Consider the following 20057-nt stretch of genomic DNA (forward strand, 5'->3'; position numbering starts at 1 on the left):
AACAGACTGACAGACTGATGATAGAACTTAAAGATTTTTCAAAAGCATATTCAAAAAAATCCGCGCCTGTCGTTTTTAATATAAACCTGCGTGCAGAAAAAGGCATTACAGGACTTCTAGGTCTTAACGGCGCAGGAAAAACGACTGTCATAAAGGCAATCACCGCGGAGCATTACGCAACATCAGGAAGCGTAAAAATCAGCGACGGTAACGGTGAAAATGCACGCTGGATAAACGCTTCCGAAAATCCTGCTGCCGTCCGCACGGTAATCGGCTGCGTACCGGAATCCGGCCCGCTTCCGCTTAATCTTACTGCCGCAGAATATCTGCATTTTACGCAGGAACTTTACTGCCCGGAAAGCAGTACCAGAAAGCAGGATTTTATGCGTGCCGTAGAAGAATGGGAACTCGGAAGCGTTCTTGAAAAAAAAATAGGGGAGCTTTCAAAAGGATTCAGGCAGCGCGTAAGCTTTGCGCAGTGCTTCATACACAATCCGCCGAACGTAATTCTTGACGAACCTGTAAACGGTCTTGACCCAGCGCAGATTATTCAGTTCAGAAACATCATAAAAGAACACGGAAAATCAAAAACTATCCTTATATCTACGCATCTTATGCAGGAGGTTCATTCTCTGTGCGATTACGTCTATATTCTTTATGACGGAACGACGGCAGCTTGCGGTACGGAAGAAGAAATTCTCCGTCAGACAGGAGAAGCGGACATTGAAAAAGCGTTTCTTTCCGTTACAAAAACAGGAAGTCAGATAAAATGAATAAAGCAAAGCGTTCATTCCTGAAACAGCGGCTCTACCTTTCGTTTACTTCGCCGGTATTCTACGTGTCGGCAGTTATTTTTACTGTATTCTGCGCGTTCCAATTTTTCTTTATGCAGAATTTCTTTGGCGGAAAAGGTACTACTGACCTGCATTACTTTTTTTCCGCAATTCCGTACATTTCTATCCTTATTATTCCTGCACTGTGCATACGTACCGGCGGAAGCCAGGAAAATACGCTTCCGTTCACAACCGCATTCAGTACGATTGCATACTGGACCGGCGTTTTTGCGCAGTTCTGCACAATGCTTCTTCCGCTGGCGGCCGTTCCTCTGTGCGTAAACCTTTTTGGCGATGTTGATGCCGGTGCGGCGGCATCAAGTTTTCTGCTTGTAATACTGTATGCGGCGGCGGCAGTATCATGCGCGGTCTTTTTCTTTTCCGCAATTCAGTCCAATACGCTTGCATTCGTATTTTCTGCGCTTGTGCTTGCGGTTACAAACTCAATCCACCTTGTGTCTCGCTTTGCGGCAACGTCCTCCGTCATTATGCGCTTTGTTCAGGCAGCAAGCTTTTCCTGGCATTTTGACCGCGCCGCAAAAGGAATTCTGGATTCGCGTGACATATTCTATTTTATTGCCGCCACCTTACTGTTCTTTCTGCTTACTGTTCTTATACGCGAAAAACATGCAGGGAAAACATACACAAAACAAGAGCGGACGCAGATTTTTCTTGCCGCGCTTATTTTTGTCTTTGCAAGCCTTAATTCCGGCGCATACAGTTTCCGCCTTGACTTAACCGCATCGCAGAAATTTACCGTTTCGCCGTATACAAAAAAACTTCTTTCTGCGGCAGAAAGTTCCGTCCGCATTACATATTACAGAAGCAGCGTTCTTTCGTCTCTTTATCCGCAGACTCGTGACGTATACGATTTTCTTACTGAACTTGCAGCGGACAAAAACGTAAGCGTCTGTGCCGTTTCCCCGGACAAAGACAGCAGCAGCGCCGCCGCACTTGAATACTACGGAATTGCATCGCAGCAAATTCAAACGGCAGGAAACAACCGAACTGAATTTATTAACGTATATTCTGCCATCGTCATCGAATATGAAGGCGCATGGGAGGTAATTCCGTTCATTCTTTCCTGTGACACACTTGAATATGATATTGCAGGAAGGCTTGAACACCTGATTACTGGAAAAAAGAGATACGTAACAGTCCTTTGCGGAAACGGACTTTCTCTGAAAAGTGACTACAGCTACGTCATTCCGTGGCTTTCGGCACAGGGATTTATCTGCAATGAAATTGACATTTCTGCGGGTAGACTTTCGTATCAACTTGAACAGAGCAGGAATTACGGAAACCTTCTTCTTGTGCTTGGTTCAGGCGCGCTTTCTGACGACGACTGTATGGCGATTGAAACGTATCTTGAAAGCGGAGGACGCGTTCTGTTCGCCGTTTCTCCTTATGAAGCAGACATCGAAAATTCCTGGCACATCACGAAAAGCAGAAACCAGCGGCTAATAACGCTTCTTTCGGCATTCGGCACGGAATTTTCGCCGGACATTATCTGCGACCTTTCGTGCGCCCGGATTACTATGGAAAGCTACGAAAATGCAGACGGTTCTGCCGCTTCGTCAGCACATTCTGCACAGCTGAACTATTTTCAGTGGGTTCAGCTTCTTCCGCAGGAAAACGCACGGCAGGGAATTACGCTGTTCTGGCCGGTAGAAGTGCGGTCTTTTCAGGAAAACGCAGTTAATCTTCTTTACACGTCTTCTTCATCGTATGAGATGCACCCAGACACAAACAGTTCTGACTCACTTTTTGAAACAAATCCGTTCATTCTGAGCAATGCAGGCTACAATCCGCAGAAAGCCGTACAGAAAATGCGTCCGGTAGGCGTTCACGTATCAGACTCTGTATACGGTTTTTACAACGCAGGAATTTTTGACAATGTTGAATACGAAGTAATCACCGACCAGTATTTTGTACATTCGCTTATGCTCGGCTACATAGGCGGAGCTTACGGCGACTACAGAAACCTTGATTTTCTGGTGAACAGGCTTCTTCGCCTTAACGGAGAGGAAGAACTTGCCGTCCTTCAGGACTCGGGCGCAACTTCGGCAAAAAATCAATTTCTGTACAAAGTTACTGACGCAGAAAGTTTCCGTTCGGCACGAAACCAGACGATATTCTGCACATTCATTCTAAATCCGCTTCTGATTATTGCCGCAGGAATTGCCTCGTACATTCTGCGGAAAAACAAAATCAGGCAATACGCAGGCTGCTATGAAAAATAAAATTCATTTTTTTAATTCAATCGCCGCAGAACCGAAAAAGCGCACAACATTCCTTCTTGTTACTACGGTTCTTCTTGGAATTCTTTACATCGCATCGTTCATTCCGTCGCGTGCAAAAAACGGACATTCACCTGTGCCATCGGAAACTGTATTTTTAAACAAAAAATATGCGGACTCCGTAGTTGCGCTTGAAATATCAAAAAACGACACGGTTCTTTCAATATTACAGGACGGAGGACTCTGGACGGGAGCAGTCAGATACGCAACGGAGCAGGGGGAGTCATCGGCTGTTTTTCCTGTGGACAAAACTGTCGTCAGGCGGATTATCCAGAACCTTCAGAAAACAGTTACGCTGTACAAAGTTTCGGAAAAACTTTCACGCGAAAATTCCTACGGACTTATGCAGGAAAATTCCGTTACGATTTCCTACAGGACTAATGAAGGCGTCACCGCAAAAATTACCGTCGGGAACGAAGATTTTTCGCGGAGATTCCGCTACATCCAGATTGGAGAAGCGAATGTTATCTACAAAACTGATTTTGAATTTGCAGAGCTTCTTCACGCAGAATCGCAGTTCTGGTATGACCCCTACGTAATTCCGCGTTCGCTTCTTTCTGCGCCATATACCGACATTCAGAAAATACGGATTACAGCTGGCGGAACAAAAAAAACGTATGTTCCAAAAGGAACGGCCGCAGACGCAAAACTGCTTGAACTGAGGCACGGAGCAGTAAGCACTTCAAAAGAAGGATATTCAGACGAGCCTGTTTCCGTTATGGAAATTGAATTCGGACAGGGAGAATTCCTTACGCTTTCGTTCTATCAACGAATTTCCGGCGGCGCGCACGAAAAAAAGGAAAAGAATTTGGGCTCGGAGAACGCACTTTCCGATTATATCATTCGCTGTCATTCAAAGCCGCTTGACTACGCGTTCCATATAAGCAGCTGGACGTACGCAAAAATTATGGAAACGTTCGGACTGTAGGCGCCCCGGAAAAAATGCCGTCGGATGCAATTCGTTCGGCTTTCAGAGAAAAAATCAGGCGGAAATCACAGTTTCGTAAAAGTCAGAAGGCAGACAAAAGCATAAGGTTCAGAAGATTGTACAGGAAGTGTGCAATACAGCCCGGAACAAGAGAACCTGTTTTTTTAAAGCAGATTCGAAGGGTGCAGTAGCCGGCAGCACCGTTCAATACGGCAAAAAAACCTAAATAGCGGTGGGAAAAAGCAAAAACTGCGGCAGAAAAAAATTCTGATGCAAGGACACATCGTTTTTCAGTTTGGGAAGAAATTTCAGTTCCGCCGTAAATGTTTCCGGCGGCTTTTGAAACAACATTTTTTAAAAGAACGGAAAACGTTTCCGGAAGAAAAAAACGGTATACAGATTCTTCATAAAATGCCGCAAGAAGAAAGCATACTACGCATAAAATCCAGCCGGGGAATGATTCAGGCATTATTACCTGCGCGGAAGTCCTGCCGTCCTCCGAAAAAGCCGCCGCAAACTGAAGCACCGCCGCGCATACGCAGAGTTCTCCGAATGCAACAAGAACCGCACCTGTATTTATGGCAATTTTCATAGCACGGGGTGAATTTTTTTTACACGGATTTTTTTTCTCCGGCAAAATGCCGTACACGGATTTTACAGCATACAGTAAAGCGACAGAGAATGCAGTCTGAAATATATGAAGAAACAGAATATCCGGCTGAGAAAAATCAAGAACGGACTCCGATGACTCTCCCTGAAAAAGCGGCGGAAGCAGAAAAAATAAAAAAACAGCAGTAAACAGCACTGTCTGCAATAAAAAAGAACGTATTTTCATTTGATGGTTATTGTGATATTATAAATACAAGGAGATTTTTTGTATATATGGTTTTGCCTGTAACTCTGTTGATTTTGACAGTCATCATTCTCATAGCGGTAAAAATCGGCCATATTTACAAGAACAAAATCAATTTCTTTCTTGAAGGACTGAACAGGGGATTTTCAATTATTGAAGTAAGGACTCTTTGGCAATGTGCATCTGCCTGCGAACTGGCTGATCCTGTTTCGCTTTTTCTTTCACTTCCAGAACTCACAAAATGCATATCACAGATAAAGCATAAGGCAGAAGTACAGGCAAGCGAAAGCCTGCAAAAACTTCTTTCAAAACTTTATGATTTCAGGACAAAAACAGAAGCGGAAGCAGACAAAAAACGGGGACTTGATTCAACGCGTTCCCTTACGAACGGGCAGAAACTACGGATTATTCTTCCGGGAAAAGGAGTTTTTGCATCCGAAATCGTAAATAACGGACGGGAAATCATAATCCGCATTCCGACCCAGCAGGGACAGATTACCGTAGAAGGGACAGAATGGATAGGAAAGACAATCAGCGTATATTTATGGAGAAAAGAAGATGCGCGCTACGTATTTGATACAGTAGTTACAAGGGAAGGGCTGTTTCTGGGAAAACCGAGCCTGTTCCTCCAGCATTCCGCAAATCTTGTCCGTACCCAGAAAAGGAACGCCGTACGCGCAAAGTGCCATATTTATTCGGACTTGTATATCCTTACGGAAAAAACAATAAATTACAGCAAAGTTGAAACAAAACCCGGCTATAAATGCATTATTGAAGACATTTCAGAAAAGGGTGCGTTAATCAGAATAGGCGGAAAGGGCGTTCCGAACATTCAGATACGCCTTCAGTTCCAGCTTCAGAACAAGCTTGTAGTAATGTTCGGCGTAATAAGGACAGTTGAATATAACGAAGAACTCAAGCAGTCGCGCCTTCATTTTGAGTGCATTCACATTGACGACATAATGCGTAATCACGTTCTAAGCTACGTCTACAATATCCTTCCGCAGAGTGAAAAAGAGATTTTTGATGCACTTTCATACACTGATGAAGATGAAAAAGCCGATGCAGAATCTAAAGAAGATGAAAATCAAAATGAAACTGTTTCTGCACGAATGGAGCAGGAAGTAAGCAGTTCCATACCTGACTATAATACAATCAAGGATACAACAGAACCGGACGATGACTATTCAATAGAAATACCGGAAGACGACTCAGACGATATGGAGGACACGCTATGAAACGAAATCTGACTATTACACTGTGCCTGGCCTTTTGTGCTATGCTGTCTGCGGAAGGAACGCCCAACCAGAAAAAATTTATAAGAGGAAATCTTGCCGAAAAAACTGTTGCCGTTCGCGAAGCATCAGAATATGAAGCCGCAGAACTTTCGCGCAATGCCATACAATTTGCCATAAATTACCGCGAGATTTTAGGAAAAGACCGCGATTTGTCGGCACTTGCAGTTGCCGGTGTCCTTTCATTACCGTCAGCATACGTAAAATCGCTTTCTGCAGAAGAAAAGACAGCCGTATCATCAGATTTTTACAAGCTGTATACGCTTTTTTCCGACGAAACGCTAAAAATCGCGGTTCTGAACCGTCTTTCCCTGTTACAGCTTCCTGGCGCGGAATTTGCTTCTCTTTTAAATAAATACGTACAGGGCAGCGATTTTCATTCTGCCTCTCAGGCGATGAATACAGCAGTATTTTCTACGCTTGGAGTAATCGGCGGAAAAGAGTCTTTTCCGATTTTATTCGACTGTCTTGAACGGCAGGAGTATGCTTCCTATAACACGGAAATAAAAAACGCAGTCATTCAGCTTATGGAAAAATCCGAAGCAGAAGTTATTGCATTCATACAAAACGGTACGCCGCAGCAATGCCGGAATCTGTTTGATTTATGCGTAAAAAATGAAAAAAATTCTTCAAAATTTAAGGCAGATATTGCCGAAAATGTCCTGTCCCGCACGATATATATAGTGGAGAATTCCAGCACTGCGGACGAACAGCTGCTTATGCTTCAGGCAGAGGCATACAATCTTCTTGCAGAACAGAAATGGACGAGGGCTTCAAAAAAGGTAATACAATTCTATGATTTTTCAAAAAAATTGTATGAAGAAAAGAAACTTTCGGACGCCCTGTTTTCAGATATTATCGCAAAACTGCCTGACATTGCTCCGCTTGACTGTGTTTCCGTGCTGTCTTCCTATCTGCATCAAATCAACAGGGCAAAGGAAACGGAAACAAACGTCCCGGCAGATGCTGTCATTCTCTCTATAATCCGCTCTTTGGGGGCTATTGGAGATAAGAATGCGTTTGACTCACTGCTTTCCGTTACTTACTACAACTATTCAGATTCCGTTATCAAAGCTGCCAGAGATGCTCTGGCAGGCTTGAAATGGTAGAATGTTCAAAAAAATACAGACTGCGTCCGGTTGTTGCAGCGGCCGTTATATGCGCCGTTTTTTTGTATTCGGGAATAATTCCGGCTAAAAAAACGTGTTTTTACGCCGGAATTATTCCAAAGGAAAACGTAACCGTCCTTAAAGGAAAAGTAGTTTCCAATCCTGTAAAAAACGCCTCGACAGGTTCATACATCTGCGACTTCAGGACGGAATACGCCGAATCAAAAACAAAGGGAATAAATGCTGAATGCAGGGGAACAGTGCGTCTTGTGCTGCCGCCTGCTTTTGTAGAAGCGTTTTTTCCAGGAAAACTGTACTCCCAGTCCGCCGCCGGCAGCCCCTCCGGCTCAGGCGCAGTTCTTTGCGACACAGGTGCCGTTCTTGAAGTAACAGGCGCTTTTTTCCGTAACGGTAACGGCGGAGAAGAAACGTTTTTAGCAAAGAACGTGAGGCAGCTTCCCTGTAATACGACGCTTTTTGGGAAAATCAGCCGCTTCCGTGCGCTGTTCAGGCTTAAGTTCAGGCGGATTATGTTTTACTGGAACGAAGCCGGCGGACTTTTTCTTGCACTTATATCGGGAATCAGGGAATATACAGACCAGTCTGCCGCAGACAGTTTCCGCCGGGCAGGGCTTTCGCACATTCTTGCACTTTCAGGAATGCACCTTTCGCTTTTTTCAGGAATTACGGCAAAAATCTCGCATAAAACAGGAAAAAAGGCAGAATTTATTTTTCAGTTTGCGGCAATCGTTCTGTTCGTCTGGTTTGCAGGGCTTTCTCCGTCACTTTTCCGGGCGCTTTTATGCAGTACTATAACGCTTTTTTGCAGTATGCTTCGCATAAAATCTTTAAAACCGCTTGATATTCTTTCAGCATCATTTCTTATTCACTGCGTGATTTTTCCGGCAGACGCATTTAAAACATCATTCCTGCTTTCCTACGGAGCCCTGCTTGGAATTCTGCTGTTCTCTGAATTTTTCACACGAATTCTGATACGGAATGTTCCGCCGTCTTGTGCATCTGCTATAGGAGCAAGTACCGGCGCACAATCATTTACCGCACCGATCAGCATAAAATGTTTCGGAACGTTCGCTCCAATCGGAATAATTGCTACAGCCGTCATTTCTCCGCTCATCATGTTTTTTATCTTAACCGGACTTTTTAGCCTTATTATAAGTTTTCTCTTTCCTTTTTTTGCTCCGGCTGCTGCATTTTTTATGAATCTAGTCTATACTGTCATTATAAAAAGCGTACGGTTTTTTGCCTGTGCGCCGGCTTTTTCATTCTAAACAGAGGACAGAATATGAATTTACCGCACCCCGACTATAATTCTCCTGCGGAACTCAAGACTTTTCTTGATGCTAATAATATGGCGATGCAAAAAAAATTCGGGCAGAATTTTCTTATAAACGAGCAGGCCCGTATAAAAATAATTGATGCGCTTGAAATCACCGAAGGCACAAGCGTATGGGAAGTAGGACCTGGCTTAGGCTCAATGACTTCTGAAATTCTTAGAAGAGGCGCGCGCCTTACAGTTTTTGAAATTGACAGGGGATTTGCATCTCTTTTAAGGCAGTTTTTCAATGAATACATACAGAACGGCGCGCTCACAATAATTGAAGGAGATGTTCTTAAAACGTGGCAAACTGCTCTGACTCAGGGAAAGCCGGACAGATTTTTCGGAAACCTTCCGTACAATATTGCCGCCGCACTCATCGCAGACACTATCGAAAAAAACATCCGCTTTGACCGCGCCGTTTTTACCGTTCAGAAGGAAGTTGCCGCAAGGGCTATGGCAACCCCCGGAACGGAAGATTATTCGTCGTTTTCAATTCTGTGCCAGTGGGCATACAATCTTAAGCATATTATGGATCTTTCGGGCGGAAACTTCTGGCCAAAACCGAATGTAACTTCCAGCGCCTTTTCAATGACAATGAAACCAGATTTTCCCTGCTGCGACAATCCCGCACTTTTCGTAAAACTTCAGCGCGGACTGTTCTCTTCCAGACGCAAGAACATCAGAAACAACCTTTCCGCATTTTTATCTGACTCAGAAAAAGCGGCGGTGGCGCTGGAAAAGGCCGGTATAGAGCCGTCTGTAAGGGCGGAAACGCTCCCTGTAAAAACGCTTCTCCTGTTGTCCGACATAGTCAATGCTGATATAATACAAAACGGTATCAAAAAATGAGCATTCAGAAAAATCTAGAAACAGTTTTGGAAAATATACGATACTCAGAAAAAAAAGCCGGCAGACAGGAAAATTCAGTAAAACTGCTTGCGGTAAGTAAGTTTCACCCGGCTGATGCCGTTCTTGAAGCAATAAAGGCAGGGCAGTGTATGTTCGGGGAAAACCGGGTTCAGGAAGCCGCCGCTAAATTCACTGAAATTCACAGGACTCACCCGGAAGCCGAACTTCATATAATCGGGCAGCTTCAGTCGAACAAGGTAAAAAAAGCCGTTCAGATTGCAAACTGCATAGAGTCAGCAGACAGAATAGAATTGATAAAGGAAATTGAAAAACAGTGCGAAAAAATCAATAAGACAATAAAAATTCTGCTTGAAGTTCACACTGCGGAAGATTCCAAATCAGGTTTTGAGAATTTTGACTCGCTTGTCTCTGCCGTTCAGTTCATTGCAGACGGAAATACGCCTCACGTCATTCTGAACGGACTTATGACAATGGCGCCTTTTACAGATGATGAAGCGCTCATCAGAAAATCGTTCTCTACAGTCCGCCTTTATGCAGAACAAATACGGACAGCATTTCCGGAATTTACGTTGCCTGTTCTTTCAATGGGAATGTCAAATGACTATAAAATCGCCATAGAGGAAGGTTCTACGGAAGTACGCGTGGGAACGGCCATTTTCGGCGAACGGAATTATTCGGAATAAATGAAGAAAAAACTGATTGCGTCAATAATATGCCTTTCTCTTTTTGCGAACCTGACGCCTGTATTTGCCGCTGATACAAAATCAACGACGCCAGAACCATATGAAGAAGATGAATTTCCGTCCTGGCTGAAGGATTTGCGGCGCGCAGAAATCATCACGCTTGGCGCAATGCCTTTTATTACGCTAAATACGTCGCTGTGCTATTCGTTCGGAAATTATGCGTTCCATAATTTTGACTCTGACTATTTTTTAAATCCGTTTGCGCAAGGTTCGGACACAAGCTCCTACACATCTGGGGAACAGGCCGGCATTCTGCTTACGTCGCTTGGAATCTGTCTTGGAATAGGAATAACAGACTTTATCGTTCATTCGGTAAAACGCTCCAATCAGAAGAAAAAAATGCGCACTCAGAAAAAAGGAAATATAAACATTGAATCTGTAGCAGACGATCCGGAGGCAACGAAAATTCTTCCGCCGCCGGCAAATCAACAGCCTTTCGATGCGGACAATAATGCAGGAGAAACAATAATCATTCCGCCTGATGAAATCCATACAGCCATTCAGAACGGAAGTTCCGCAGAAAGTACAGCGGAGAAAAATAAGACAGAACTAACCGAAATAGATGCAGCCGGCAATGAATTTTTTGAAAAATCGCCTGAGTCAGAAGAAAATCAGCCGGAGTCAGGCTCTGTAAAAAGTGCAAAGAAAACAAAAAAAGCACGGAAAATAAAAACAACGCAGGAAAATGTAACGGAAGAATAAATGCCAGTCATTCATATAAAATTACCGCCGGATTTTCAAGACAGCATCCGGCTTGACCAGTACATTGCAACACTTAAAAACGGTATGAACCGCTCAAAACTTAAAGCCTGCGCACAGGAACTGCTCCTCAATGGAAAAAACGCAAAATTATCCTCAAAAGTAAAAGCCGGTGACATTATCGACGTTTTCTGGGAAGAAAACATCCCGGAAAATATAGAACCGGAAAACATAACGCTGAACATCGTCTACGAGGACGAAAATGTCACCATAATCAACAAACGGCAGGGAATGGTAACGCATCCTGCTGCCGGAAACTGGACGGGAACTCTTGTAAATGCGCTTCTTTTTTACTGGGGAAGGTCTGCCGTCCCACAGCTAAAGGAAGGAAGGAGTGAAGAAATCCTGCAGAAACGCCGTCCAGGAATCGTTCACCGCCTTGACAAGGACACCTCCGGTCTTATAATTACGGCAAAGAACCGGGAAACAGAAGAATATTTAGGAAGACAGTTCAAGGACAGACTGCTTCAGAAGGAATATCTTTGTATTGTTTGCGGAAGACCTCCTGCATCGTCCGGAGACATAAAAACTCAGATAATACGCGATATGAAAAACAGACAGCGGTTCAAAGCCGTAACCGCAACAGAAGAAGGAAAATTCGCGCGCTCAATCTATCACTGCATAGCCTGTTTCGGGAAGTATTCGCTCATTCGCGTACGCATAAAAACAGGGCGCACGCATCAAATCAGAGTCCATATGCGATATATCGGCTGTCCGATTCTTGGTGACAAAATATACGGTAAACCGGATGCACTTTTTCCAGATGCAACGCTTATGCTTCATTCACGGCAGATGATTTTAAAGCTTCCCGGCGAACAGAAATACCGCAGGTTCAAGGCATCAATCCCGGAACGTTTTATAAAAATCCTGCGCGTCCTGAAAAAAACATACCCGAAAGAAATAATGCCGAAGGTTCGCAGAGTATGCAGCAAATAGAGATTGTTCATCCGCCTAAAGACAATGAGCCGTTTCTCGTCATAAATAAACCGGCAGGGCTTCCGTCTGCGCCACTTTCTCCCGATGACAAAAAAAACGCATTCTCCCAGTCCGCCACGCAGTTTCCTCAACTGCTTGAAGTCCGTAGCAGAAAAGAAATTGAACACGGACTCCTGCACCGTCTTGACACGCAGACTAGCGGGCTGCTCCTTATTGCCGCCACTCAGGAATGTTATGCTTTTCTTCAGGAGCAGCAGAAAAACAATCTTTTTCAAAAAACCTATACAGCAAAATGTGCCGTTCTCCCTGAAAATCCTGAAAAACTGTCTGGTTTTCCGGAAAAAACAGCCGGAATGCAGGCTTTTAAAACAAATCCTCACCAGACGATAACGCTCTGTTCTTATTTCAGAAATTACGCAACCGGAAATAAAGAAGTCCGGCCTGTTACGCAGACTTCGGGAAAAGCCGCGCAAAAAAAATGCCGTTTCGATAAAAAATATGAAACGACAGTTACGGTCATCAAAAAAAAAGACGACATTCTGACTGCGGAATGTTCCATAACAGCAGGTTACCGCCATCAAGTCCGCTGCCATCTTGCCTGGCTTGGAATTCCTGTCATCAACGACAGACTTTACAATTTCCGGACAAGAACTCAGCCGGAATGTGAATGTTCAGCAGACGTAGGAACAGACGTAGATTTTTCCGGAATGCAGTTTTTCGCAACAGGCCTTTCCTTTATAAATCCCGCAACAGGCGAACGGATTTATTTTTCGATTGAGGTATAGGGAGAAGAAAAAAAACGCCTCCCTCTCAAAATCTTTATAAAACTCCCTTTATTGTTTTGCGGATTAGCAATAATCGTGATGCCTTTATACAAGGTTTCATTTTTATTGCTGATTCCGCAAATTTATTATCGGAATCATCATAATTGCCATTTCGTTTTTTTAGTAAGAAAGATAGAGAATAATACATATCGTTTATGTATTTTCATTGCAAACATAATTGTCCTGGTACTTTTTATTGCTTCCGGTTCAGCCGTAAGCTTTATAAAAAAGAATTTAGATGCATTTCTGAATCTTCAAATATCCAGGCTTGAAGCAAAAGCAAACGAAATCTATCCAGGTTCGCTTGATGCGCAGATGGATACATCAGAAATAAAAACACTGCTTCAGCAATCATTTACAGTGAAAGCATCTGACAGACCGCTGGAAGATATCGTACTTAATATAATAAAAGCAAACATAGATGACTTTACAGGCACTGCATTAAGAACTATAGATTATCTAGAAAGAACTGATAACATGCTTTCTGTAAAAGATGCACTGATTTCACTCAAGGAAATATGCGTAGAAAAAATCAATCCGTTCTATAAAACTGCAAATATCATCCTGACTGTTTTATTTTCAATTTACATGCTCTGCTCATTTTTTCTGTCCTTATATTTATCAAGCAGTAAGGCAAAAGAAAATAAATCCATAATCTTTGGAGAAACAGCCGGACAAACTCCGGCCGGAATGAAAGCAGAAGACTGACAAAGAGCGCAACGTTGCGCTCTTTTGTTTGTCTAAAAAGGAATAAATCTCATTTTTGTTTGTAGAGTCCGTTTCCGTCAAAAATAAAAGTTACGGTATCAACATTGCGGAATTCTGCCGGATTTTTGTAATTGGCAATTGTATCTATATTGTACTGACCTTCTGAAATCATAATGTCAGTAATAGTATCGGAATAATTATAGGAGAAGCTTTCGTTCCTTACTTCAAGAGTAGATTTGAACGTATCTGAGCAGGATAAAAAAATCACTGTACTCAGAACGCATAAAAAAATAAAGTTAACCGTTTCATAAAAAAGATGATAAATGAAAACACTCAAGGCCGGCCGTCAACTAAAATTTATTTTTTAGATGAACAAAAAATGAAAACAAAAAAGACTGTGCAACCACAGCCTTTCAAGAGTACCCGGCACGAGATTTGAACTCGCAAGAGCAAAGCTCACTTGGACCTGAACCAAGCGCGTCTACCAATTTCGCCAACCGGGCAAAACAATGATAATATAATACTAAATTACGATAATTCAGTCAATGCTTGAACGCGAAAAATGACTGATTATTAAATGCAGCTGTAAATTGCAAACAGAACTACAACCAGGACAGAAACGGTTACAATATACACCCAAAGCGGAAGGGAAGACTCTTCATTTTGAACGTAGCCGGACTTCCCGGAAGAAAAAACGGTATTAAATCCGTACTGAGAACGACTCTTTTTCCCGCGCTGATTTTTTTGGCGTTTTCTATTTCCGGTACTTGACGCACCCTGCTGTTTATTCACTGCATAGCCGCAGTTAGGACAGCCGCCGAAAAAGTCACTTTGTGCGCCTGTAGCACCGCAGTTAGGACATCGGACAGAAATAAAGAATTTTCCGCACGTCTTACAGACCTTTGCATTTTCGGGAACTTCAGAACCGCAATTTTCACAAAAAAATTTTGCCTTCTGTCTATTTTTCATAAATTTCCTGTATGCGTTTTAAAAGTGAGCCCCAGCGTTTTACACCCTGCAAACCGCTGTCTTTCTCTAACTTTGACTCTTCACCCTGATTTTTATTTTCAACATAATTTTTATTCTCCTCAAAAAGAGAATCGCACGTATACAGCACAAAATCGTCGGTACTTGAAGTAAAAAGATTTTCCACAGTAAAAAGCGCAAATGAGCCGTCAGGAAGATTTTTTGCAAGCGTTATTTCCTGTTTCCGGGAAGTTTCCTCCGGGCTTTTTTCCAAACTTCCGCCAGCAGATGCTGCTGCAACGATATTTGAAACAGTTGGAACTTCATTATCAGTCCCGACCGTATTCTTTTCGTCCTGCATTTCTGACACGGATTTTGCCGGGCGTTCAAAAACAGAACTAAAAGGGGAGTCATTTGTTTCTTTCGGCTCTTCGTACGGCGGATAGTTTTTTCCAAAATACCTTATTTCTGGAAGCTCCGATGCAAAATCATCAAAAGAAGAAAAACAACTTTCTATTCCAAGTTCCGCAGCCTTTTTATATTCATCACTGCTGAAAGACTCTGGTACATACAGCAGAATTTTTATGGAGTCCTCAAACGTACTGCGGACAAATTGCGCAAGCGTTTTCCAATGACGCGGATAATCAAGAACATTTATGATAATCAAATCCGGACGAATTTCCTCCACATTATCAAGCGCTTTTATAAGCCACTTATAATTTATGGAATCAATGCCATTCGTCTGCAATATAGAGTCAATTACACCTAAAGATTTATCGTCATCGGAAATTACCAGCGCCTTCATTATTCAGTCCCCAAATTAGTTACCGTATAATCATAAATCTGCCATATTCCCTCGCGCTGCCTGACTTTATAAACGTAACTTTTTTTCTCGTGGAAATTAGGATATTTAAACCACTCTGTTACAGTAACCGTTCCCTCTGTTTTTGTATAGACTGTCTTTTCGATTTCAAAACGCTCCGGAACGGCAACAATGTCATTGTCTATCCGGGACTGCATCAAATCAGACTTATAGCTTTTCAGCATACGCGCACGCTCATCGGCAGAAACGCTCGTATACTTGCGCTTTGCGGCGGCATTTCTCTGAAGCATAGCCTCAACGTCCATATACAAAAAGTATTGATCCCACAATGATTTCTGGCGGGCAATAATCGTCTGCTCAACAACTTTATCAGGAGAAATTTCTTCCGGCACAAGAAGTTCCGCAGTAGAAGCTTTTACAGGAAGAACTGAACTTGACGCCGCAGACGGAGAAGGGCGCACCTCAAGGCTCAGACGGTTTGAAGTGAGCGAAATATATTTTGACTTATACAGTTCCGGATAAAAAAGCAGCTCAATGTAATAAACAGACGGTTCTTTTATTTCTATATAATCCTTCAGATTTTCTACAAAAGAATATTCTTCACCGTTTTCAAGCGAAATCTCCCTGAAATAAACAGTCTGATTTGTCGTACGCTTACGCACAATCTTCTCTGTCTGACCAAGCATTGTATTTTTTACCGTATAGGCGTTGAAATCTACGCTGAACATTCTGTCATCAGCAAGCTTGAAACGAAGTGTTTTTGCACCGTTATTACGTATGGAAACCTGCACGAAAACAGGATTTTCATCTTCTGAACCTGGATAATAGACAGTTCTGTCAAAATATTTTATCGAAACGGAAACATCCTTGAAGTTTTCCGCCGTATTCTGAGCAAAAAGTGCCATCTGTCCAAAAACAAACAAAAATGATATAATCAAGCCTAATTTTTTCTTCAATTTATTTCTCCAAATTGTAGATTGAAAACCTTTGTTTTTATTATCGGAAAAACTATATGAATACATTATCAACAAATTCCATTCAAAGTATACTCCATTCTTTCAAAGAATTCAGCAGTGCGGCGCAGAAACTTACAGATTCCGGCACTGTTTTTCCGGTAAACGTCACAGGTCTTAACGGCAGCCTGCACAGCTATTTCCTGAAAGAATTTGCAGGCGCATCATACGCAAAATGGATTCAGTCATACAAATACACGGCATCCGGCTATTCGTCAAAAGCAGTGCAGGGCGAAAATCTGCCGGAAAATAACGGACTTTCCGCAAGCCGGAACATCGTCGTCATCGTTCCGGGCGAAAGAGAAGCACTTGCCCTCCGCACAGACCTTAACACCGTTTTTGAAGAGGCGCAGGTATTCATCCTGCCGTCCTGGGGAACGCTTACATACCGTCCGGCAACCCCCGGAACAATAACGTTCGGTCAGCGCGCCGGAGTTTTCGCCCGGATGGCTTTTCGGGAAACGTCAGCCGCAGATGCAATGAAATTTGCGCCGCGCATTTTCATCATTCCGCAGCGCGTTATGCAGACACCTGCGCCGTCACCGGAATATATAAAATCGCTCTGCTTTTCTCTTTCCGTGGGACAGCAGATTGATACGGTAAAAACAGCCGAAAAACTAACGTCAATCGGATATACGAGAGTTCCGCGAGTAAGCGTTCGCGGTGAATTCAGCCTGCGCGGCGAAGTCCTTGACATTTTCCTTCCTGAATCAGAGGACGCAGTGCGCATTATTTTTGACTTTGATACAATAGAAAAAATAAAGACTTTCGACGTGGAAAACCAGACGACAAGCAGTTCCGTAAATTCAGTCCTTATCTATCCGATGAAAGAAGTCATCTGGAACGAAACACTCATTGCAAAACTGGAAGAAAAACTCAGCGACTCAGAAACCGTGTCCGCAGAAAAAACAGACGAAAACCAGATTTCAGAAACGGAAAACGCACCGCGCCTTGCTTTTACTGAAGAAGCAAAAAAAGCGCGTAAAAAACTGCTTGAAGAACTGAAAACGACAGGTCAGAGCGAGGGAGAGGAACTGTTCTATCCTGCGCTTTGGGATAAAAACTACACGGTTTTCGATTACATTTCCCCGGACACGCCTGTATTTATGCTTGATTTTGACAGGCTTTCAAACTCGCAGGAAAGCACCGATCGGGAATTTATGGGAATGTACAGAAAGGCGCGGCTTGAATTTCCCGTACTTCCGCCACAGGACATATCATTCAGATTTGCTGACATTATAAATAATATAAAAAGATGTATAAAATTTCGTACACTTGTTACTGAAAAATCAGACAACTTTACGGAAATCATATTTGAACTGAACTCAGATGCCTCGCAAAGCTACTTTGGAAACATAAATTATTTAAAAGAAGATTTTACGCGCCTTCAGAATGACGGCTGGAGTCTTTTTATTTTTGCGGACAATCAAAATCAGGCACTTCGCATAACGGAAATTTTAAAGCCGTTTACACAGCCGGAAAATGACGGAAGCACTGCAGAAAAAAAGCCGCTGGTCGTATTCGGAAAAGCAATTTCAGAAGGCTTTATCATTCCAGAAATAAAACTGCGCGTCATTCAGGAAAATGAAATATTCGGGCGGAAAAAATACGTTCCAAAATCCCTGAACAAGGCAAAAAGTTCCGTCATTGATACTTTTGTAGAACTTAATCCCGGCGATTATATCGTCCACGTACAGTACGGCATAGGAATTTTCCGCGGAATAGACAGGGTAAAGGCTCTTGGAAACGAACGTGATTACATAAAGCTTGAATATGCAGATGAAGAATTCGTGTTCGTTCCTATAGAACAGGTAAATCTTGTCCAGCGCTACATCGGAAACGAAGGCGAAGCACCCAGAATAGACCGGATAGGCAGCAAGTCCTGGGAAGCGCGGAAAAACAAAGTACGTACTGCGGTAGAAGACCTTGCAAAAAAACTCATTGATTTATACTCCAGAAGAAAAGCCGCGCACGGTTTTCCGTTTCCAAAAGATACCGAATGGCAGACGATGTTCGAAGCGGCATTTCCTTACGAAGATACGCCTGACCAGGTTACCGTAACGGAAGAAATCAAGCGCGATATGGAAAAGCCTGTTCCGATGGACAGACTTGTATGCGGTGACGTAGGCTACGGAAAAACGGAAATAGCAATGCGCGCCGCATTCAAAGCCGTAATGGGCGGAAAACAAGTTGCTTTTCTTGCGCCTACAACAATTCTTGCAGAACAGCATTACGAAACGTGTATGGAACGTTTCAAGACATTTCCGGTAAAAATCGCACATTTGTCACGCTTTGTAGCGCCGGCAGAACAGAAAAAAATCCTGAGAAAAGCTGCGGAAGGGCAGATTGACATTCTTGTAGGAACGCACAGGATAATCCAGAAAGACGTCGAGTTTAAAAACCTCGGACTTATGATTATAGACGAAGAACAGCGATTCGGCGTAAAAGACAAGGAAAAACTAAAAGTCCTTAAGAACAATATAGACAGCCTTGCAATGTCTGCAACGCCAATTCCGCGAACGCTTCATATGAGCCTTTTGAAAATCCGGGATATGAGCCTTTTGACAACTCCGCCGCAAAGCCGCCAGCCGATAGAAACCGTCATCGACGCATACAGCGATGAAAGAGTAGCGGCGGCAATCCGAAAAGAAGTAGAGCGGGGCGGACAGGTTTTTTACCTGCACAACCGCGTTGAGTCGCTTGCAGAAACACGCATCAAGCTGGAACGGCTGCTTCCTGAAATGATGATAGATACTGCGCACGGGCAGATGACAAGCGAAGAACTTGACGATATTTTCCGGCGCTTTAAAATGGGTGGCTTCCACGTTCTTGTTGCAACTACAATCATCGAAAACGGAATTGACATTCCGAACGTAAATACAATCATCATTGACAGGGCAGATATGTACGGCGTATCGCAACTGTACCAGCTTAGGGGACGCGTAGGACGAAGCGACAGAAAGGCGTATGCATATCTGCTTTATCCCGAAAACAAATCCCTGAGTGACATTGCAATGAAACGCCTTCAGGTAATCAGTGATTTTACGGAACTTGGAAGCGGCTTCAAAATTGCAATGAAAGATATGGAAATCCGCGGAGCAGGAAACCTGCTTGGAAAAGACCAGAGCGGAAACGTCTATTCCGTAGGTTTTGATATGTACGTGCGGCTTTTGAATGATGCAGTAAACAGGCTTACGGCGCAGGAAGATTACCAATCGCAGGCGGAAGTCCTTATGGAACTGGAATACACAGGTTTTATCCCGGACTCATACGTTCAAAATCCGCAGACAAAAATGGAAATATACAAGAAAATTGCCGGCGTTCAAAACGCAGAAGAACTCGACTCTGTATACACAGAAATGACAGACAGATTCGGTCCTGTACCAGAAGAAGTTTCAAGCCTTCTGTCTCTGGCACAAATCAGAATAATATGCAGAAAACTGAACATTGCCTCAATAAAGGAACACAACGGAATTGCCGCCATAGAATTTGCAAAAGTTTCCGATATATCCGTAAACAAAGTTCTAAGGCTGATTGCAGAATCAGCCGGTGCAGTAAAACTTAATCCGTCAAAACCGAATATGATTTTCCTTAATACAGGAAAAATCAGACTGAAAGAAAAATCAGAATTCATACGCGAAAAACTGGAGAAAATTATATAGAAAAAAAGTCATATCTGGCATTTTCTTTTGTAAATGATTTACCGGAAAAATTTTATGAACCATAAAAGGTTTTCGGTAATAAATAAAGAAAATCAC

At 43.0% G+C, this 20057-nt stretch carries 18 protein-coding genes and 1 tRNA gene; 13 read left to right on the forward strand and 6 right to left on the reverse strand.

The features are described from left to right. Nucleotides 1–17: 17 nt before the first annotated feature. From B5D55_RS03970 to B5D55_RS03980, 3 genes are read left to right on the forward strand one after another with little or no spacing between them, the layout of a single operon-like run. A complete protein-coding gene (locus tag B5D55_RS03970) occupies nucleotides 18–773 on the forward strand; it encodes an ABC transporter ATP-binding protein (protein WP_078932704.1) in 756 nt (251 codons plus the stop codon). Beyond that, nucleotides 770–3076, forward strand: coding sequence for a GldG family protein (locus B5D55_RS03975; RefSeq protein ID WP_078932705.1), 2307 nt, complete (start codon nucleotides 770–772; stop codon nucleotides 3074–3076). The genes B5D55_RS03970 and B5D55_RS03975 overlap by 4 nt, the downstream gene beginning before the upstream one ends. Beyond that, on the forward strand, nucleotides 3066–4061 hold the full coding sequence (locus B5D55_RS03980) for a DUF4340 domain-containing protein (protein ID WP_078932706.1): 996 nt from the start codon (nucleotides 3066–3068) through the stop codon (nucleotides 4059–4061). Before B5D55_RS03975 ends, B5D55_RS03980 begins: the two co-directional genes overlap by 11 nt. Before the next feature lie 82 nt (nucleotides 4062–4143). On the opposite strand, the gene B5D55_RS03985 is transcribed toward B5D55_RS03980, so the two are convergent. Next, nucleotides 4144–4896: a CPBP family intramembrane glutamic endopeptidase gene (locus B5D55_RS03985; RefSeq protein WP_078932707.1), complete on the reverse strand. Its 753-nt coding sequence runs from the start codon at nucleotides 4894–4896 to the stop codon at nucleotides 4144–4146. 47 nt (nucleotides 4897–4943) lie between these two features. On the opposite strand from B5D55_RS03985, the gene B5D55_RS03990 reads away from it, so the two are divergent. The 9 genes from B5D55_RS03990 to B5D55_RS04030 all read left to right on the forward strand — a co-directional run bounded on the left by B5D55_RS03990 (nucleotide 4944) and on the right by B5D55_RS04030 (nucleotide 13497). Beyond that, complete coding sequence (locus B5D55_RS03990) at nucleotides 4944–6152, forward strand: PilZ domain-containing protein (RefSeq protein ID WP_078932708.1); 1209 nt, start codon at nucleotides 4944–4946, stop codon at nucleotides 6150–6152. Beyond that, nucleotides 6149–7318: a hypothetical protein gene (locus B5D55_RS03995; protein WP_078932709.1), complete on the forward strand. Its 1170-nt coding sequence runs from the start codon at nucleotides 6149–6151 to the stop codon at nucleotides 7316–7318. Before B5D55_RS03990 ends, B5D55_RS03995 begins: the two co-directional genes overlap by 4 nt. Continuing rightward, nucleotides 7312–8607 (forward strand): ComEC/Rec2 family competence protein, encoded by a 1296-nt coding sequence (locus tag B5D55_RS04000; protein WP_078932710.1) that lies wholly within the window; start codon nucleotides 7312–7314, stop codon nucleotides 8605–8607. The genes B5D55_RS03995 and B5D55_RS04000 overlap by 7 nt, the downstream gene beginning before the upstream one ends. Before the next feature lie 14 nt (nucleotides 8608–8621). Next, nucleotides 8622–9506, forward strand: coding sequence for a 16S rRNA (adenine(1518)-N(6)/adenine(1519)-N(6))-dimethyltransferase RsmA (rsmA, locus tag B5D55_RS04005; RefSeq protein ID WP_078932711.1), 885 nt, complete (start codon nucleotides 8622–8624; stop codon nucleotides 9504–9506). Next, entirely contained in the window at nucleotides 9503–10210 is a 708-nt protein-coding gene (locus B5D55_RS04010; RefSeq protein WP_078932712.1) for a YggS family pyridoxal phosphate-dependent enzyme, read from the forward strand. The genes rsmA and B5D55_RS04010 overlap by 4 nt, the downstream gene beginning before the upstream one ends. Further along, on the forward strand, nucleotides 10211–10972 hold the full coding sequence (locus B5D55_RS04015; protein ID WP_078932713.1) for a hypothetical protein: 762 nt from the start codon (nucleotides 10211–10213) through the stop codon (nucleotides 10970–10972). Next, the gene (locus B5D55_RS04020; protein ID WP_078932714.1) at nucleotides 10973–11965 is read left to right on the forward strand and encodes an RluA family pseudouridine synthase; all 993 of its coding nucleotides are present in this window, start codon (nucleotides 10973–10975) and stop codon (nucleotides 11963–11965) included. It abuts the gene before it with no gap. Further along, complete coding sequence (locus B5D55_RS04025) at nucleotides 11953–12750, forward strand: pseudouridine synthase (RefSeq protein ID WP_078932715.1); 798 nt, start codon at nucleotides 11953–11955, stop codon at nucleotides 12748–12750. Before B5D55_RS04020 ends, B5D55_RS04025 begins: the two co-directional genes overlap by 13 nt. Nucleotides 12751–12828: 78 nt before the next feature. Then, complete coding sequence (locus B5D55_RS04030) at nucleotides 12829–13497, forward strand: hypothetical protein (RefSeq protein WP_078932716.1); 669 nt, start codon at nucleotides 12829–12831, stop codon at nucleotides 13495–13497. Between the two features lie 49 nt (nucleotides 13498–13546). Here the strand turns inward: B5D55_RS04030 and B5D55_RS04035 are convergent, their stop codons facing one another. From B5D55_RS04035 to B5D55_RS04055, 5 genes are all read right to left on the reverse strand, one after another. Continuing rightward, on the reverse strand, nucleotides 13547–13765 hold the full coding sequence (locus B5D55_RS04035; protein ID WP_143593185.1) for a hypothetical protein: 219 nt from the start codon (nucleotides 13763–13765) through the stop codon (nucleotides 13547–13549). 152 nt (nucleotides 13766–13917) lie between these two features. Continuing rightward, nucleotides 13918–14000 (reverse strand) — tRNA-Leu (locus tag B5D55_RS04040). 70 nt (nucleotides 14001–14070) lie between these two features. Next, on the reverse strand, nucleotides 14071–14466 hold the full coding sequence (locus B5D55_RS04045) for a zinc ribbon domain-containing protein (RefSeq protein ID WP_078932718.1): 396 nt from the start codon (nucleotides 14464–14466) through the stop codon (nucleotides 14071–14073). Further along, complete coding sequence (locus tag B5D55_RS04050) at nucleotides 14456–15268, reverse strand: hypothetical protein (protein WP_078932719.1); 813 nt, start codon at nucleotides 15266–15268, stop codon at nucleotides 14456–14458. The genes B5D55_RS04045 and B5D55_RS04050 overlap by 11 nt, the downstream gene beginning before the upstream one ends. Beyond that, entirely contained in the window at nucleotides 15268–16242 is a 975-nt protein-coding gene (locus B5D55_RS04055) for a hypothetical protein (RefSeq protein ID WP_078932720.1), read from the reverse strand. Before B5D55_RS04055 ends, B5D55_RS04050 begins: the two co-directional genes overlap by 1 nt. Nucleotides 16243–16298: 56 nt before the next feature. On the opposite strand from B5D55_RS04055, the gene mfd reads away from it, so the two are divergent. Continuing rightward, a complete protein-coding gene (mfd, locus tag B5D55_RS04060; RefSeq protein ID WP_078932721.1) occupies nucleotides 16299–19961 on the forward strand; it encodes a transcription-repair coupling factor in 3663 nt (1220 codons plus the stop codon). Nucleotides 19962–20057: the final 96 nt, after the last annotated feature.

The sequence above is a fragment of the Treponema porcinum genome, assembly GCF_900167145.1.
Lineage (GTDB): Bacteria > Spirochaetota > Spirochaetia > Treponematales > Treponemataceae > Treponema_D > Treponema_D porcinum.